This window comes from Listeria marthii, from assembly GCF_014227425.1.
GTDB lineage: Bacteria > Bacillota > Bacilli > Lactobacillales > Listeriaceae > Listeria > Listeria marthii.
On sequence record NZ_JAASWB010000003.1, the window covers coordinates 418,751 to 437,588 of the forward strand.

Below are 18,838 nucleotides of genomic sequence, written 5' to 3' on the forward strand. Positions count from 1 at the left end.
CCCTTTATAGGGGCGGATAGCTTTTTTTATTTTCTTCTCGAAACTATCCAGCTTAATCCAATCAATAATGCTCCAACAGTCACTCCTGCTACAGGTAAGGAATCACCTGTTTTTGGTAATGCATTTGTACTTGCTGCCGTTTTTACGCTTGTTGTTGTCTCTTTCTTCTCATCTACTGTTAGCGACGGGATGCTTGGAATTGGCGTCACTGGTTTATCGACGCTTGGTGTAACATCCACTGGATTTGGTGTAGGATTTGGTGTTGGGCTTGGTGTTGGGCTTGGTGTTGGGTCTGGTGTTGGATCAGGTGTAGGCGTTGGATCCGGCACCGGTGTGTCGTCTTCCACAATAACCGTCACTTGTACGGGCGCTCCTTTTTGCAAATCATTTTCAGCGTTTAGCGTAACGATGTATTTTCCTGGTTTAGAAAAATCTACCACCGTTGCAAAATCGCTTGTAACCACTGTACCATCATTCGTTTTCGCTTGAATATCTTTTAAAAATTCGGCTTCTGTTTTCGATGTATTGGTTTTATAAGTAATGCTATTATCTGCCGTAATAGTTGTTGTTGCTTTAATTGTTACATTTACTTGTACTGGATCCGCTTTTAATCCGGCATTATTTTCTGATTGTAAAGTAACTGTGTATGTCCCAGGTGTTGTGAAATCTACTTTATCAGCAAAATCACTTGTAACTGCCGAACCATCATCTGATTGCGCATGAATGTCTGCTAAAAACGCTGCTTCTGTAACTGCTTTATTTTCTACATAAGTTTTTTCGCTGTCAGCTGTAATAGTCAAAGAATGATCTACAGTAAAATAATGATCATAGACTGGACCTGAAATAGTGTAACTCCCGCCATTTTTAAATTGGTCTGGTGAATTATATGTGTCGTATGGTAAATCAATTCGCGCGTTAAATTCCATTTTTTCAAGATTATCGAAATCTGTTTTGCTAACATTACTTACTGTTAAGCCGTCGCTAGTAATCGTTAGTCGGCTACCATTAATTTCTTGTTCATTCATCGAAAAGAAGGTATTGCTGCTAGAGGTAGACTTCAGAAAATCTGGCGTGTAACCATCATAGTTAACAGTTCGTTCTGTCATGATTGTAAATGGAACGTACATTGTTTGATTATCAGCATTATACGTTAAAGCACTACTTTTGATTTCGGAGTTAATTAATTTTTTCCCGCCAATATTTTGTCCATATGCGTATAATTGAGTTAATTTCGGAAAATTTTCTATACCATGATAATCATGTATACCACAAAATTGAACGTATAATGTTTTAAGCTCGGGCATACTTTTTAGTGGCATAATATCAGTTATTGCCCCATTACTATCTAGATTAATATATGAAACTTTAGGCAATACATTTAATTTAGTTAAAATCGAGTCGTCATGTGCACTATGTGAGAAATCAACATTTGTTAAATTAGTGAGTTGACTTAAATCTGGAATTTTATCTGAAGTGACGTCTGTTCCCATTATGGTTAATTTCTCTAGTTTATTTAATCCAGCTATTTGATTGTAATTCGCTGCATGAATTGAGTCTATTCTTAAATCTTTTACGTTATGAGCATATTCAAGGCCTGTTAAGTCGGTAATATTTAATTTACTTAATGAAATAGTTGTTAACGAATCCATCTGCGCTTCTGTAATGTTCGCTGTACTTGCTTGTCCAAGAAGACTATTTAAATACTGTTTAAAGACAGCATCTGGAATATTCACATTATCTTGACTTGCTTTTAAACCTGTCTGTTCTGCTGCAAAAACCGGCAAAGTAGTTTGCGAAACTGGGACGATCACTATTGCACAACATACTCCAATTTTTACTAGTTTTGTTTTCATTGACATAAGTCATTACCCTCTCCACTCTATTAATTTAGATTAGATAAGATTACTAAGCTTTCAAAAGGAACTTTATGGATGTAATTATAGTTCCCTTCCCGTCTAATACCAATAGATAAATTGTGTACAAAAACAGCTGAAAATATGAATTTTAGTACCTAGCTAGGACTTTTAATTTCGTGAGCCTAGTTTCTGCGCAGGATTTTACTAGTAGTTTACATAAGAAAAAAGCTTGGATAATTTGTCGGAAATTTGTCGAAACAGAATCAAATAGAGATAAATGCAAAGAAACTATCCGCCTATTCATCAAGCGGATAGTTTCTTTGCATTTAGTATTGCTATCGAAAAGAACGCAAATAAAAAAACTACCCGCCCCTTATGGGATCGGATAGTTTTTGTTCACTTATTTTTTACGGGAAATCATAACGCCTAATCCTAAGACTAAGAATCCTACGACAACGCCTGTTACTGGTAGTGAATCACCTGTTTTTGGCAATAATTTCACTGTGGTTACAGGTGTGTTAGCTGAAATTTCAACTACAGGATCGACCGAATTAGCCGGTTCAGCTGGATCTTCTGGATCAACTGGGTCTGGATCAGGTGTTGGATCCGGGTCTGGTGTTGGGTCTGGATCCGGTATTGTTTCACTTATTGTTACCGTTACAGTAAGCGGCGCAGCTTTTTGGAGCGCTGATTCCGCACTAAGTGTTACTTTGTATTTACCTGGTTTTGTAAAGTCTACAACCGTTGCAAAATCACTGGTAATTGGTGTTTCGTTATTTGTGATAGCTTTAATTTCTGTTAAAAATTCTTCTTCTGTTTTTGCTTCGTTTAGACTATAAGTGATTTCTGGATCAGCTGTGATAACTGTTTTCGCTTCAACTGTTACCGTCACTTGGAATGGTTCACTTTTCACGCCAAGAGTATTTTGGGCATTTAGTGTAACAGTATAGACACCTGGAGTTGCAAAATCTACTTTTTCTGCCACATCACTAGTAATTGTTGAACCATTAGCATCTGCTTTAATATCAGTTAAGAATTTCGCTGGTGTCACTGTTCCGCCAGCAACATAAGTTATGTTCTCTTCAGCAGTAATATCTACAGAGTGATCAACCGTGAATTCTTGCATACCCGCAGCACCTATAGTATATGTTTTTCCTACTAAATTGGCTGGTGTGCCTGCTTTCGAAAAATCAAACATGGTATAAAAAGTGAGATTTGCAATCTGATCAAACTCAGTTGGCGTCACATCACTTATGGTAATCCCCTCAACTGATCCAGTCATTCTACTACCATCAATAACTCCGTCGTTCGTTGCTATCATATACATGTCAGGTTTGTATGACGGTGTAATTTTTGCTCCATTAAAGTTGGTGATAGAAGCTGGTGTCATTATGTCAAATGGGACAAACATGGTTTGTGCTGTCACGTTGTAATTAAGCGACTTACTTTTAATTGCTGTCGCTTCCATAGGAGCGAACTGTTGGCCCCCTCCATTGTAATTAGTTAATTTTGGAAAAGCATCCAATCCGCTTAAATCATCTATCTGACAGTTGGTAACATTTAAGCTAGTAAGGTTGACCAAACTTTGTAACTCACTAAAATTGGTGATTGCTTTATTTCCAGACAAATCAAGACTAGCTAAGTTGGGTAGATTTTTAATCTTAGGATAAACCGAATTATCTAGCTTATTATTAGATAATGACATAGTAGTCAAATTGGTTAAACCATTTAAATCAGGTAGCAAACTTGAAGTCAGATCACTATTTTGAATCCATAGACTATCCAAATTAGGTAGTTTCGCTATCGCTTCATAATTAGTTATAGTTTTAGTATTTATCGTTAACGTCTTTAGGTTAGTTGCAGCTTCAAGACCTGTTAAGTCTGTAATAGAACCAGACAAACTGATACTCTCCAAACCTAATATTTGAGCTTTTGTAAAATCTGCTGTGGCAGCATTACCCATCGCTTGGTTTAGTTGTGCTTTTAATTCAGCATCTGGTACATTCACTATATCCTGACTTGCATCATCCGCTACTTCTTCTGCGGCAAAACTTGGTAAAGAAATTTGTGATAGTGGCATTAATACCATAACACTACAAATTCCGATTTTCATAATTTTAGATTTTATTGACATCTTTGTTGTTCCTCTCTCTTATCAAATTAATTGTCTTAAAACAGCTAAATACTAGTCTAACCTAGTAAATTATATACCCATTGATTATAAATACCAATAGCCATTTTGTGAACAATTATTGATAATTTCATCCATAATCAAATCACAAAACCGGTTTAAAGAATCATATATCATGAGAAACCAGCTATTTATCTAGTATTTCACGCACTACTAAAGGATTCATAAACTGTGACTAAATTGTGACTTTTCCAAGTAAGGTGCTTTTGTTTTTCCTTCTTCAAGGTATACATAGATACTCATTATCCGTCTAAAACCATATCTAGATTCAAAGAAAAACTATTCGCTCCATGTAGAGCGAATAGTTTTTTATTTACTTATTTTTTACGTGCAATCATAACACCTAATCCTAAGACTAAGAATCCTACGACTACGCCTGTCGCTGGTAGCGAATCACCTGTTTTTGGTAAACTCACTGTGTTTGTAGTTGCTTGAGCGGAAATAGATACTACAGGGTCTGCTGGGTTCACTGAGTCCGCTGCTTGTTCTGCTTCATTATTGCTTGGGTCATCTACTGAATCAGAAGACTGAACCGGTTCATCAGATGGTGTTTCTGGGTCTGGCGTTGGTTCTGGATCTGGTGCTTTTTCGCTTACTTTTATTTTCACTGTAAGCGGATCTGCTTTTTGTACATCTGATTCTGCATGAAGTGTTACTGTGTATTCGCCTGCTTTGGTGAAATCTACTGCAGTCGCGAAATCACTTGTGATCGGTGTTTCATCATTTGTCGCGGCTTTGATTTCGTCTAAGAATTCTTCTTCTGTTTTTGCTTCATTTAGATTGTAAGTGATTTCTGGGTCAGCTGTGATAACTGTTTTTTCGATAATTGTCACTGTCACTTGAACTGGATCAGCTTGCACGCCTAATGAATTGGCTGCATTTAACGTTACTGTATAGGTACCAGCTTTTGTAAAGTCGACTTTGTCCGCCACGTCACTTGTAATTGTAGCGCCGTTCGCATCGGCTTTAATATCTGCTAAGAATTTTTCTGGTGCGACTGTTTCACCCGCTACGTAGGAGATATTCTCTTCTGCTGTAATAGTGGCTGAATGGTCGACAGTAAAGTCTTGCATACCTGCTCCGCTAACATTAAATGTTCCTCCAGCTAAATTAGGTGGTGTTTTCACGTCTTTCGAATCGAATATAGTCCATAAAGTTAATGTTTCAATTTGGTCAAACTCTGCTGGATTAACACCTGTGATTGATAAACCATCCGGCATACCTGTTATTCTATCGTAATCAACGTCCTCATCATTTAAAATAAGTCTATAGGCCATATTTTTGTATGCAGGATTAACTGCCGAACCGTCATAATTGGTTATATGGCTCGGTGTCATGATATTAAATGGAACAAACATGGTTTGTTGTTTTGCGTCATACTTAAGCGTGCTACTCTTAATTTGCAGCACTTCCGATGGTATAAACTGTGCCCCTGTTGAGGTTAAACTCGTAAGATGCGGGAGATTTTCTATACCTCTAAAATCAGACACTTGACAATTATTTAGATTTAACCTTGCTAGATTAGACAAACTTTGAAGCTCACTTACACTGGTAAGTCCTTTATTATCGGATAAATTAAGGTCCGTTAAGCTGGATAGTTGATTAAATTTAACATAAACTGAATTATCTATCTTGGTATTGCTTAGGTTTAAGCTTTCTAATTTAGTTAAACCATTTAAATCCGGTATTAAACTAGAAGTTACATTAGAATTTTGAATCCATAAAGTTTTTAATGCTTTTAACTGCCCTATAGCTGTATAGTTAGTTGCGTTAACGCTGTTCAATGTTAAGGTTTCCAGATTAGTTGCATATTCAAGTCCTGTGAAGTCTGTAATACCAGCGCTTAAGCTTAGTGTTCTAAAACCTGCTAGTTGCGTTTTGGTAATATCCGTTGTGGCTGGCTGGCCGATGTATTGATTAATTTGTGCTTTTAATTCGGCGTCAGGAATATTCACGATATCTTGTTGATCTTCTACGGCTACTTCTTCTGCGGCAAAACTTGGTAAGGAAGTTTGAGAAAGTGGTACGAGTACCATCACACTACAAACACCGATTTTTATAATTTTAGATTTGATTGACATCTTGGTTGTTCCTTTCTATTTTCAAGTTACTTATTATTGAAAGTCTTTGGAATGGCTAGTCCCAATCAAATAAGCAGATTATATCGTCGGAAGCCTTAAATACAACAACTATATTGTGTCAATTTAATGGATTTCCCGAATCAATAAAGCCTTATAAATCTGAAAAAACTGTTTAAAAATACGAAGAACTTTGCACTACAGGAAAAAATACTTGGATTACTAGCTCCCCTTTTTCCCTAAAAGTACAAAATTCTTCGCTAAAACAAATTTTGAATATGAAATCTTTATCTCTTTATATTGTTTATTTATTTTTTACGAGCAATCATAACGCCTAATCCTAAGACTAAGAATCCCACGACTACGCCTGTTGCTGGTAATGAATCCCCTGTTTTTGGTAATTTTACTGTTTTGATTGTTGATTGAGCAGAATAAGATGCTCCAGACTTTGTAGATTTTCTTGTTAAACTACCAGATTGACTAGCTTTACCTTTTGTTGGTGTTGGTTCTGGGTTATCCGGGTCCGTCGTTGGATCGTCTGGATCTGGTGTTGGATCTGGTGTTGGTTTCACTGGATCGACAGCTTTTTCATTGATTTTTACTTTTACAGTAAGTGGATTTGCTTTTTGAACATCTGATTCTGCATTTAATGTTACTGTGTATTCGCCGGCTTTAGTAAAGTCTACTACAGTGGCGAAATCACTTGTAATTGGTGTTTCATCATTTGTTGCAGCTTTGATGTCAGCCAAAAATTCAGCTTCTGTTTTTGCTTCATCAAGCTCATATGTTACTTCTGGATCAGCTGTAATGGCTGTTTTTTCAATGATTGTAACTGTTACTTGCATTGGTTCACTTTTAACGCCTGTTGAATTTTCTGCGTTAAGTGTAACAGTGTACGTTCCAGCTTTTGTAAAATCGACTTTTTCTGCAACATCACTTGTTACTGTCGGACCATTAGCATTTGCGTTAATATCTGTTAAGAATTTTTCTGGTGTGACTGTTTCGCCAGCTATATAAGAGATGTTATCTTCGGCTGTAATACTTACAGAGTGGTCAACTGTGAATTTCCCTTTAACAGAAGAGTTACTGATACCATAGCCAGTTGCTAAATTAGCAGGTTTTGTTGCTTTTCTAACATCAAATAATGTATAGACAGAAAAATCTTCAATTTGATCAAAGTCAGCCGGAGTCACGCCGTTAATAGTTATCCCCTCAGCTGTAGCAGTCATTTTACTATCAGCAACAGCTCCAGTGCTCAACTCCACTTCATATTCATAGAGTTTAAAGGAAGGATTGATTTTAGAACCATCAAAATTGGTTAAAGAACTTGGTGTCAATAAGCTATAAGGAATAAACATGGTTTGCGCTTTCGCATCATAATTAAGGGTATTGCTCTTAATTTCTGTCACTGCTTGCGATTCAAATGCTTGTTTTCCACCTTGAAAGTTTGTTAGGCGCGGGAAATCTTCTACACCTTTATAATCAGCAATCTGACAATCTTCTACTACTAAAGTCGATAGATTAGGCAAACTTTTAAGATTTGTCACATTAGTGATATTTTTATTACCCTTCAAATTAAGGCTAGCTAAACTCGAAATATTATTAATTTTAGAGTATACGGAATTATCTATGCTAGCATTAGTTATGCTCAAACTTTTTAAAGCTGTTAAACTCGTTAAATCTGGTATCGCATTTGAAGTTACATTAGAACCTGTAATAGTTAAGTGTTCTAAATTAGTTAATTGCGCTATCGGTGCATAACTACCTGCACTTATATCCGAGATAGTTAACATGTTAAGGTTTTTCGCATATTCAAGTCCTGTTAAGTCAGTAATATTACCGCTTAGATTAAGACCATTAAGACTCGACATCTGAGCTTCTGTAATATCTGCCGTGCTTGCTTGACCTAAGTTACTATTCAAAGTAGCTTTTAATACTGAATCAGGAATATTAATAGCTCCCTGACCTGTGTCTGTTCCTATTTCCTCAGCAGCAAAACCTGGAAAAGAAGTTTGGGATAGAGGTACAAGTACCATTACACTACAAACTCCGATTTTCATAATTTTGGATTTGATTGACATCTTGTGTTGTTCCTCTCTTAATTAGAATGCTTGTCATTGAAAACCTTTAAGACAGCTAATCGCTTGCCTTAATGATTTAAATTATATACCCGATTTCGGTATATACCAATGGACAAATTGTGAACATTTTAAGGCAAATTACTCGCACACTCAATTAATAATGATTATAAATAAGACAAACCGCTGTAGAAGTGCTGTTTCCCCAGTATTTCATACACTACTAAAAAATCAATAAATATGTCGAAAATGTGTCATTTATTGAGAATGCGCTTTCATTATTGACTATACAAAAAAGCATCTAGCCTATTTAAAGACTAGATACTTTACTTTTATACGCCAAATACATTTTTCCATTCGCTTCTTTTAGCTAGAAATTCCGCCGCCAAAGCTTGGGCCCCTTCTAAATTATGGCTCGCTGCCCAGCCGCATTGAACTTCATTGCACGCTGGAACTTCAGTTGCCTGGATAACATCGTTTAATGTTGTCGCAATGATTTCTAGCACATCATCGTAGTCACTATGATTTATCAATGATACGTAGAACCCTGTTTGGCATCCCATTGGACTAATGTCTACTAATTTATCGGTATGATTTCTTGCAAGTTCTGCCATCAAATGTTCTAAAGAGTGTAGCGCCGGCATTTCCATATGTTCTTTATTAGGTTGTTTAAAGCGAACATCATATTTGTAAATTTCATCTCCGTGTATGCCAACTTTCGTTCCCGCTAGTCTCACAAAAGGTGCTTTTACTTTCGTATGGTCTAAATTAAAACTTTCTACATTCATTTTTTCTGCCATGCGTTTCCCTCCTCTTATTCTTTGTCATTATATCAAAAAAAAGAATCCTTGCATATTTCTATACAAGAACTCTTTTATGATTATTCGTCTTTTGCATCTGTTGTATCTTTGATTTCAGGAATCGCCAACCAAATAGATGTTGGCTCCCCTTCCATTGTTTCATCTAATACAAACGAGCCGTTAGAATAGCGATCTGTTATCCGTAGATTATTGACGTCTATTTCGACTACTTGATCTGTATTTGTTTCGATAAATAAATGGTCGTTATTATCAGCGAGTGTTAATCCTATGAAGCGATGCGGGTTACTTTTCAGTTCGCGTAGCATCAGTAAGCCACGTTTTGCTCTAGAAATTGGTTCGAATTCACTTGCTTTCATTTGTTTAAGTGAACCGCGCTGTGTTGCGAGAAGGATATGCTTTTGTTCGTTTGGCGTAATTACTACACCGCCAACAACGATATCATCTTGTTTTAAATTAATAGCTTTCACGCCGGCTGTTCTTGCGCCGGACTCTGGAATTTCCGTAGTGGAATAACGAAGACCATAACCATTTTTAGTGGCTAGGAAAATATCTTCTGTACCATCAATCAAATGAACACTTAACAGCTCATCATCATCTTTTAGCTTAATTGCCATCATTGATTTAGAATAGCGCTGTGGTTTGTAATTCGTGATTGCCGATTGCTTGGTCATGCCGTTTTTGGTAACGAATAAAAATCGTTTTTCTTCCGTAAAGGCTTGAATTGCAATCGCAGAACGAATTTCTTCGCCGGCTGATAAATCGCTGGCCAAGTGACTAACGTGATCCCCGAGATTTTTCCAACGAATATCTGGTAACTCATGCACTGGTCGATAAATGAAATTCCCTTTGCTCGTGAATAACAAGAGCGAATCGAGTGAATTCATTTTTTGGATAAAGATGGCATGGTCGGCTTCTTTCATCGCTAGTTCTGCACCATTTGAAGCGGCGTAAGAACGTTGGCTTGTCCGTTTCACATAGCCTTCCTTCGTTACAGAAACAATCACGTCTTCGTTAGCAACAAGTACTTCCGTATCGATTTTGATTTCGGTGATTTCCGCTTGCACTTCTGTACGGCGGGCAGTTTTGTATTTTTTCTTAATTTCAGCTAGTTCTTCTTTTAGCACAGCAATAAGTTCTGCTTCATCGCCAAGGATTTTTTCCAGAACACTAATTTGCTCTGCTAGAGATGCGGCTTCACTTTGAAGTTCATGAATATCTGTATTTGTTAAACGATACAGTTGTAAAGATACAATCGCTTCTGCTTGTTTTTCGCTGAAATCATAGTTTGTTTGTAAGTTTAATTTCGCATCACGTTTATCTTTCGAGCCACGGATTAATTTAATGACTTCATCTAAAATAGAAAGTGCTTTAATTAATCCTTCTAAAATATGTTGGCGCGCGCGTGCTTTGCGAATGTCATACTCGGAGCGCTTAGTAATGATTTCTTTTTGGTGATCAATATACGCGTCAAGCATCGGGATAATTCCCATTAGCTCAGGACGTTTTCTATTGATAGCGACCATATTGAAATTATAGCTCACTTGTAAATCTGTATTTTTAAATAAGTAATTCAGTACGCCTTCTGCATTGGCATCTTTTTTTAGTTCCACTGCGATACGAAGTCCAGTACGGTCAGTTTCATCGCGTACTTCTGAAATACCTTCAATTTTTTTCTCAATACGAAGTTCGTCCATGCGTTTAACTAAATTAGCTTTATTCACTTCATAAGGAATTTCATGAATCGTAATTTGTTTTCTGCCGCCACGGATATCTTCAATTTCTGTTTTGGAACGAACGACAACGCGGCCTTTTCCGGTTTGATACGCTTTACGAATACCGTCAATCCCTTGAATAATCCCACCTGTTGGGAAATCTGGGCCTTTGACAATTTTCATAATATCATCGGTTGTGCAAAGCGGGTTATCTAATCGTTTGATGACAGCTTCAATGATTTCGGTTAAATTATGCGGCGGAATATCTGTCGCATAACCCGCGGAAATCCCAGTAGAACCATTGACTAAAAGGTTCGGGAAACGCGCTGGTAAAACAGTTGGCTCACTAGAAGTATCATCAAAGTTAGGAATGAAATCGACTGTTTCTTTTTCGATATCGCGAAGTAATTCAGCTGAAATTGGTGAAAGACGAGCTTCGGTATAACGCATCGCAGCGGGTGGATCCCCGTCTACACTACCATTATTCCCGTGCATTTCAATCAGCATATTACGTACTTTCCAGTCTTGACTCATCCGCACCATTGCTTCATAAACGGAAGAGTCACCATGTGGATGGTAATTACCGATAACATTTCCGACTGTTTTGGCAGATTTACGGAAACCTTTCTCAGATGTATTTCCTTCGACATTCATTGCGAATAAAATCCGACGTTGTACTGGTTTCAGTCCGTCACGAACATCTGGAAGCGCACGTTCTTGAATAATATATTTACTATATCTACCAAAACGGTCGCCCATAACTTCTTCTAGCGCTAAGTCTTGGATATGTTGTTCTGGATTAGTCAAATGTCTTTCGCCTCCTCAACCATCATGTTTTCATTTTCTAAAATGTTTTGGCTATCTTCCATAGAAAACTCAACATGCTTTTCAATCCACTGACGTCTTGGTTCTACTTTATCACCCATCAGTGTTGCCACACGGCGTTCAGCACGCGCAGAATCGTCCACTCGCACACGAATTAACGTACGTGTGTCCGGATTCATCGTTGTTTCCCAAAGTTGGTCGGCATTCATCTCACCAAGACCTTTGTAACGTTGGATCATGTAGCCTTTACCGATTTTTTGGATGGCAGAATCTAATTCTTCATCTGTCCAGGCATATTCGATTACTTCTTTTTTACCGGAACCGCGGCTGACTTTGTAAAGTGGTGGCAAGGCAATGAATACTTTACCAGCTTCAACAAGTGGACGCATATAACGATAGAAGAATGTTAGCAGCAATACTTGAATGTGAGCGCCATCGGTATCAGCATCGGTCATGATAACTACTTTGTCATAGTTACAATCCTCGACATCAAACTCGGTACCAACACCCGCACCAACTGTATGGATAATCGTACTAATTTCTTCATTTTTTAAGATATCTTGTAGTTTTGCTTTTTCGGTATTAATTACTTTTCCTCGAAGTGGCAAAATAGCTTGGAAACGACGGTCACGGCCTTGTTTGGCTGACCCTCCCGCCGAGTCTCCTTCGACTAGGTAAAGTTCATTTTTGTTAGGGTTTCGTGATTGCGCTGGCGTTAACTTTCCAGAAAGCAGTGTTTCGGAACGTTTCTTTTTCTTACCATTACGCGTTTCTTCACGAGCTTTTCTGGCTGCTTCTCTTGCTTCGCGGGCTTTAACAGCCTTTTTAACGAGAAGTGAGCTTGTTTCTGGGTTTTCAGCAAGGAAGTAAGCTAAATGTTCCGCCACTACAGCATCGACCGCCTGGCGAGCTTCCTGCGTCCCTAGTTTCTCTTTCGTTTGACCTTCGAATTGGAGGATTTTTTCTGGAACACGGATAGAAAGCACCGCGGATAGCCCTTCACGAATATCGCTACCTTCGAGGTTTTTATCTTTTTCTTTTAAAAGATTCACCCGACGAGCATAATCATTGAAAATCCGTGTCATCGCAGCTTTCATACCTGATTCATGGGAACCTGCTCCGCGAGTTCGAACGTTATTAACGAAACTCAAGATATTTTCAGAGTAACCATCATTGAATTGGAACGCCATTTCTACTTCAATGGTCGCATTTTCTCCTTCAAAACTGGCTACTGGATGAAGTACATCTTTGCCTTCATTAATATATTCAACAAAGTTTTTCACACCTTCTTCAAAGTGGAAAGCCTCTGCCATACCTACACGTTCATCAATTAATTCGATTAACATCCCTTTTAAAAGGAACGCTGATTCTCTTAGACGTTCCGATAATGTTTCATAGTTAAATGAAGTGGTTGGAAAAATCGCTGGATCTGGTTTAAAGCGAATTGTTGTCCCAGTGGCTTTTGATTTTCCGATTTTTTTCAGTGTTCCATCAGGCTTTCCGCCGTCTTTAAATTTTTGTTGGTAGGTTGCACCGTCACGATTAATTGTTACAATTAACCATTCTGAAAGTGCATTTACAACGGATGAACCAACACCGTGGAGTCCACCACTTGTTTTATATCCGCCTTCTTGGCCGAATTTACCACCAGCATGAAGTACGGTTAAAATAACTTCTACTGTGGGTTTGCCAGTTTTGTGCATCCCAACAGGCATCCCACGACCTTCATCACTAACACTAACACTGTTGTCTTCATGAAGTGTCACAACAATTTTCTTACCAAAACCTGCAAGGGTCTCATCGACCGAGTTGTCCACTATTTCATATACTAAATGGTGCAGCCCGCGGACATCGGTTGAACCAATATACATCGCTGGACGTTTCCGGACCGCTTCCAGTCCTTCAAGCACCTGAATAGAATCATCATTATAATCATTCCGATTCATATTTCAAAACTCCCTTCATTCCGTCAATCTACAACTATTACGTTGCTATTCGCTTAAAAACCACCTTATCAGAATAGCATTAACTAGCTAATTAATAAAGTGATAGTTTGGTGACAAATTCGTTTTCATAAAAAAACAGGCTCTGCTATAAGAACCTGCTTCGGTCAAAAATGGTCATTATTTAATCCATTTCTTGATAAGCAACCTTAATGCAATAATCCATGACAGTAGGATATCCTTTTTCTGTCAAAAAATCAAATGCTTCCTGATTAACAATGCCAAGTTGTGCCCAAAATACATCTGCATCAATTTGGTCAAACGCCTTAGCTATATCAGGTAAAAACTCTGAGCGACGAAAGACATTAACAATATCGACATGTTCCTCGATATCCGTTAAGCTCTTAACAGCTTTTTCGCCAAGAATTTCGTCTGCATTAGGGTTCACTGGAATAATTTTGTATCCAGCTTGTTGCATTATCTGACTCACTCGGTAGCTTGTGCGGTCTGGCTTATCACTCAAACCAACGACTGCGATTACTTTTGCCTGCTTTAAAATATGTCGGATTTCTTCTTTTGTTGGATTTTGCATTCGTCTAATCGCCCCCTACTATACTTTCTAATCATAAGCTATTTTTGCGGTTTTTTCAACTTTTCATCGTGATTTGTCCTAACTATTTAGCCAATTTGCTTCATTTTGTGCTATAATTCTTTATGGAAAACAACATTTCTTCTTGAGGGGTTTAAAAATGACAATTAACTTAATTCTGCTTTCTTTATTAGCCTATGTGATTGGTTCTATACCATCTGGTTTATGGATTGGCAAAATTTTCTACAAAAAAGATATTCGCGAGTTCGGTAGCGGTAACTTAGGCGCGACGAATTCATTCCGAGTGCTTGGGATCAAAGCTGGTAGTATCGTTACAGTGATGGACATTTTAAAAGGGACAGTCGCAACATTACTTCCATATTTCTTCCAATTAAACGTAGACCATCATTTCTGGCTACTTACTGGAGCATTTGCGATTATCGGCCATAGTTTCCCGCTTTTTGCCGGGTTCCGTGGCGGGAAAGCAGTTGCTACTTCGGCGGGTGTTATCCTTGCGTACGCGCCATTACTATTTGTAGCTGCACTTGTAGTCTTCTTAGTTACCCTAAAACTTAGCAAATATGTATCGCTTAGCTCAATGATTGGAGCACTTGCAGCCTTAATTATTTCTTTTTTCATGGGAGATTGGATTTTAATTATTCTTGTTGCTTGTATCGCGACATTTGTTATTTGGCGCCACCGAGCAAATATTACTCGTATTCGTAACGGCGAAGAACCAAAAATAAAATGGATGTAAGAAAACCCAGAAGATGCTTTTCGCTCTTCTGGGTTTTTACTTTATCCTACTGTAATCGTATATTCTGATGCGAAAACGGCTTCTGGTTCTAGATGCTCTATCCCCGCTTTATCTCGCAGTTCAACTGATTTTCCAGCACCGTCCGCAATACCATACCACGGTTCAATACATAAGAAAGGTGTTCCAGCTTTTGCCGTCCAAATCCCTACAAATGGAAACTCCGGGAAGCTTACTTTTACAAAATACGGCGTTTTATCTGACTTAATCGTCACTTCTTTTTGTTTCAACGCTTCAAAAATAAGCGCATCATTTTTAAATAAGTCATAGCTTAGCGGTAAATATCTTGCTGGCTCACTCGTCACTTTTTCAATTACTCCACTACGATAAGGCCCTTCTAAACAAAGTGTTTCCAAGTTCTCTTCTGTTCCAAAGTCCAAATAATAGTCTTCAAACGCAGTACCTTCAGTTAGTGGCAAATTAAACGCCGGGTGCGCACCGATAGAGAAGTAAATGCGTTTATCATCTCTGTTTTCCACTTCATAAGAAACAGCGACAGAATCTTTCTCGATTGTATAAATAATTGATAATTTGAATTTGTAAGGATAAATGGCTAATGAATCTTCGTCAGAATCCAGTTCAAATCGTACCGAATTTTCCGTTTGCTCCATTACTTTAAAATCACGGTCACGAGCAAAACCGTGTTGTCCTAAGTGATAAGGCTTGCCATCTACTAAGTAAGTATCCTCAACTAGTCTTCCAACCGTTGGAAATAACACCGGCGAATGACGTCCCCAAAATTTACTATCCGCATTCCATAAATATTCAAGTCCAGTATCTTTACGGAAAATACGTGTTAATTCAGCGCCTGCTGTTTTCATTTCTACAAGCAATAATTCATTTTCTAGTTTAATCATCGTTATTTCTCCTCCAAATGAAACCGCTCGATTTGTTCAAAGGCTTTTTCTTTTTTTAGTACGACTAATTGCATCTCGCCAAACAAATCATAATGCGGAAAGTTTTTTCGACGGTTATCAATCCAATCTGGCGCTAAACCATATTGTTTTCCCCATTGTTGCAGTTTTTTCAAATCTACACAAGCAACTTTGGTTACAGTTTTTGAATCTGGGAAACGATCATCTAGCCAATAATGCGTGATAATTGCAATTTCCCCACGAGCTGCTTTTTCTTTCCATAATTCCATTTCATCGCGTTTTACACCAAAAGCCATTTTTTATCACTACCAGTCTTTTTTATTCTAAAGCTTTTAGATAGGCTTCATGCCAATTCGGAAATGTTCTTCTTAACGATACAGGGCGAAAATCTTCTTTCGTCACACATACGTGCTCCGTTTCACCTGTAATTGCAACTTCATTCGTATCTTCATAGCAAATTTCATAACCATAAGTAACACGAAGTCCATCATACCCTTTTATCCATGTTTTTACAACTGCCTTTTGTCCGTAGCGCAGCGGTTTTCCATAATGAATGTGCACATCTAATACCGGAGAAAGATAACCTGCTTCTTCCATATCAAAATAGCGAAAACCTAATTTTTCAATTAATCTTGTTCGGCCAATTTCCATCCATACAAGGTAATTGTTATGATAAACAACGCCCATTTGGTCCGTTTCTGCATAGCGTACTTCAATGGTTGTTTCAGCAATTTCCATTCCAAATTCCTCCAGTCACAACTAGTCCTTCTTTTTTATTTTACCAAAGCAAGCCAAAAAAAGCTCTCCCCGAATATTTTCAGAGAGAGCTTTTTGATTTTTTTTAGTTATTTTTCAATTTTTCTAGTTCTACAAGGAATTTATCATTCAATACGCGGATAAACGTACCTTTCATTCCTAATGAGCGAGAATCAATAACGCCAGCACTTTCTAATTTACGAAGCGCATTAACGATGACAGAACGTGTAATGCCGACACGGTCCGCGATTTTAGAGGCAACAAGAAGGCCTTCTTTACCATTTAATTCGTCAAAAATATGCTCAATTGCTTCTAATTCACTGTAAGAAAGCGAACTAATTGCCATTTGTACTACCGCACGGCTACGAGCTTCTTCTTCAATTTCTTCTGCTTTTTCATGCAAGATTTCCATTCCAACAACTGTTCCACCGTATTCAGCTAAAAGTAAATCATCATCAGTGAAATTGCTTTCTAAACGAGATAGGATAAGAGTTCCAAGACGCTCACCGCCACCAACGATTGGTACGATAGTTGTTAAACCTTTAGTGAATAATTCGCTGTTTTCGATTGGGAAAGCAGTGTATTGGCTTGATACTTCTAAGTTAGAAGAAGTTTCGCCTACATTGAAAAGGCTTTGTGTATATTCTTCTGGAAATTGGCGTTCTGTTAGCATTTGTTTCATACGATCGTTTTCGATTGGTAATGCTTCAGAATAACCAAGTAATTTACCTTTACGGCTTACAATATACGTATTTGCTTCAATTACATCAGTAAGTGTATCTGCCATTTCTTTGAAGTTTACCGTTTTTCCTGCAGCGTTTTGTAACATAGCATTAATTTTTCTTGTTTTTTCTAATAAAGTCATTATTAGATCCTCCTAGTATTTTATAAAATAAATTGTGTTAAATCTTTATTCTGCATAATTGGTGCAAGTTTTTCATTAACATAGTTTTCAGTTACTTTTATAGATTCCATATTGATTTCTGGTGCCTCGAATAGTAAATCTTCTAGTAATTTTTCTAAAATGGTATGAAGTCTTCTTGCTCCGATATTATCTGAATCTTGATTAACTTGGAATGCAATCTCAGCAATTCTTTCTACAGCTTCTTTGGTGAAAATCAAGTCAATTCCTTCTGTTTTCAGTAAAGCTTTGTATTGTTTAATTAGGGCATTGTCTGGTTCTGTTAAGATTTTGTAGAAATCTTCTTGTGTTAATTTGTCCAGCTCAATTCTAATTGGAAAACGACCTTGAAGTTCTGGAATCAAGTCACTTGGTTTAGACATATGAAATGCTCCAGCCGCGATGAATAAAATGTACTCCGTGTTGACTGTACCATATTTAGTGGAAATTTGCGACCCCTCCACGATTGGAAGAATATCTCTTTGGACACCTTCACGCGAAACTTGCGCATTTCCGCCGCCTTCTTTGCTAGCGATTTTGTCAATTTCGTCAATGAAAATTATACCCATTTGTTCCGCACGGTGAATACCTTCAGCGGCAAGTTCATCGGCATCAATCAATTTAGATGCTTCATCTTCAAAGAGAATTTTCTTCGCTTCACGAACGGTTACTTTGCGTTTTTTCTTTTTCGCTGGGAACATGCCAGAAAGCGCATCTTGCATGCCATTCATTTGGTCCATCCCAGTGCCACGCATCATATCGAACATTGGATTTTGCTGTTCTTTCACTTCAACTGTTACTATTTCATCATCAAGCTCACCGTTTTGAAGTCGCCATTCGATTTGGCTTCGTTTATTTTTTAATTCTTGATCTACTTCTTCCTCAGCAGGTTCATCCGGTTGATTCATACCGCCAAAAAGGGCTTCTAATGGATTTTGCGATGTTGTTTGCTTTTTCTTTTGGCTTGGTGCTAGAAGTTTAATTAGGCGTTTTTCGGCATTTTTTTCTGCTTTCACGCGAACTAATTGCATTTTTTCTTCTTTAACTAAGCGGACGGATACTTCTACTAAATCGCGAACCATAGATTCCACGTCGCGACCTACGTAACCAACTTCTGTAAATTTAGTAGCCTCTACTTTAGAAAACGGAGCACGAACTATTTTTGCAATTCGGCGTGCTATTTCTGTTTTACCGACACCAGTTGGGCCAATCATCAGGATATTTTTCGGAATAATTTCATCCCGAATCGATTCATCCATCAGTTGTCTGCGATAGCGATTTCTTAGTGCTACTGCAACGGATTTTTTCGCTCCGGTTTGTCCAATAATATATTGATCCAGTTTTTCGACAATTTGCTTTGGTGTCAACTGGTTCATTAACGTTAAATTTGTCAAATTAA

Annotated in this window: 14 protein-coding genes; 1 reads left to right on the top strand and 13 read right to left on the bottom strand. The window is 37.8% G+C overall.

Annotated features, from left to right (window positions below; all coding sequences use genetic code 11):
* Positions 1–26: 26 nt before the first annotated feature.
* The 8 genes from inlK to HCJ55_RS07465 form a co-directional block, all read right to left on the bottom strand.
* On the bottom strand, positions 27–1,859 hold the full coding sequence (gene inlK, locus HCJ55_RS07430) for a class 1 internalin InlK (protein WP_185517620.1): 1,833 nt from the start codon (positions 1,857–1,859) through the stop codon (positions 27–29).
* Positions 1,860–2,256: 397 nt separating this feature from the next.
* Positions 2,257–3,990 (bottom strand): LapB repeat-containing protein, encoded by a 1,734-nt coding sequence (locus tag HCJ55_RS07435; RefSeq protein ID WP_185517622.1) that lies wholly within the window; start codon positions 3,988–3,990, stop codon positions 2,257–2,259.
* Positions 3,991–4,364: 374 nt separating this feature from the next.
* Positions 4,365–6,128 (bottom strand): LapB repeat-containing protein, encoded by a 1,764-nt coding sequence (locus HCJ55_RS07440; protein ID WP_185517624.1) that lies wholly within the window; start codon positions 6,126–6,128, stop codon positions 4,365–4,367.
* Between the two features lie 305 nt (positions 6,129–6,433).
* Complete coding sequence (locus tag HCJ55_RS07445) at positions 6,434–8,206, bottom strand: LapB repeat-containing protein (protein WP_185503616.1); 1,773 nt, start codon at positions 8,204–8,206, stop codon at positions 6,434–6,436.
* A 329-nt stretch (positions 8,207–8,535) separates the two neighbouring features.
* Positions 8,536–9,003, bottom strand: a complete 468-nt coding sequence (locus tag HCJ55_RS07450; RefSeq protein WP_185502139.1) for an S-ribosylhomocysteine lyase — start codon at positions 9,001–9,003, stop codon at positions 8,536–8,538.
* Between the two features lie 80 nt (positions 9,004–9,083).
* Positions 9,084–11,543: a DNA topoisomerase IV subunit A gene (parC, locus tag HCJ55_RS07455; protein ID WP_185517626.1), complete on the bottom strand. Its 2,460-nt coding sequence runs from the start codon at positions 11,541–11,543 to the stop codon at positions 9,084–9,086.
* Positions 11,540–13,507: a DNA topoisomerase IV subunit B gene (gene parE / locus HCJ55_RS07460; RefSeq protein WP_185502138.1), complete on the bottom strand. Its 1,968-nt coding sequence runs from the start codon at positions 13,505–13,507 to the stop codon at positions 11,540–11,542. The genes parC and parE overlap by 4 nt, the downstream gene beginning before the upstream one ends.
* Positions 13,508–13,688: 181 nt before the next feature.
* Positions 13,689–14,096, bottom strand: a complete 408-nt coding sequence (locus HCJ55_RS07465) for a CoA-binding protein (protein WP_008947664.1) — start codon at positions 14,094–14,096, stop codon at positions 13,689–13,691.
* A gap of 157 nt (positions 14,097–14,253) precedes the next feature.
* Here HCJ55_RS07465 and plsY point away from each other — a divergent pair, with 157 nt between their 5' ends.
* The gene (gene plsY, locus HCJ55_RS07470; RefSeq protein WP_008947663.1) at positions 14,254–14,850 is read left to right on the top strand and encodes a glycerol-3-phosphate 1-O-acyltransferase PlsY; all 597 of its coding nucleotides are present in this window, start codon (positions 14,254–14,256) and stop codon (positions 14,848–14,850) included.
* Between the two features lie 41 nt (positions 14,851–14,891).
* Here plsY and HCJ55_RS07475 read toward each other — a convergent pair whose 3' ends face one another.
* The 5 genes from HCJ55_RS07475 to hslU form a co-directional block, all read right to left on the bottom strand.
* Complete coding sequence (locus tag HCJ55_RS07475) at positions 14,892–15,764, bottom strand: aldose 1-epimerase family protein (RefSeq protein WP_185517628.1); 873 nt, start codon at positions 15,762–15,764, stop codon at positions 14,892–14,894.
* A 2-nt stretch (positions 15,765–15,766) separates the two neighbouring features.
* Positions 15,767–16,078 carry a hypothetical protein gene (locus HCJ55_RS07480; protein ID WP_008947661.1) on the bottom strand — a complete coding sequence of 104 codons (312 nt, stop codon included), beginning with the start codon at positions 16,076–16,078 and terminating at the stop codon, positions 15,767–15,769.
* A 22-nt stretch (positions 16,079–16,100) separates the two neighbouring features.
* Entirely contained in the window at positions 16,101–16,520 is a 420-nt protein-coding gene (locus tag HCJ55_RS07485) for an acyl-CoA thioesterase (RefSeq protein WP_070294121.1), read from the bottom strand.
* A gap of 103 nt (positions 16,521–16,623) precedes the next feature.
* Positions 16,624–17,403, bottom strand: a complete 780-nt coding sequence (codY, locus tag HCJ55_RS07490) for a GTP-sensing pleiotropic transcriptional regulator CodY (RefSeq protein WP_003726695.1) — start codon at positions 17,401–17,403, stop codon at positions 16,624–16,626.
* 20 nt (positions 17,404–17,423) lie between these two features.
* Complete coding sequence (gene hslU, locus HCJ55_RS07495; RefSeq protein ID WP_185502136.1) at positions 17,424–18,833, bottom strand: ATP-dependent protease ATPase subunit HslU; 1,410 nt, start codon at positions 18,831–18,833, stop codon at positions 17,424–17,426.
* Between the last annotated feature and the right edge of the window lie 5 nt (positions 18,834–18,838).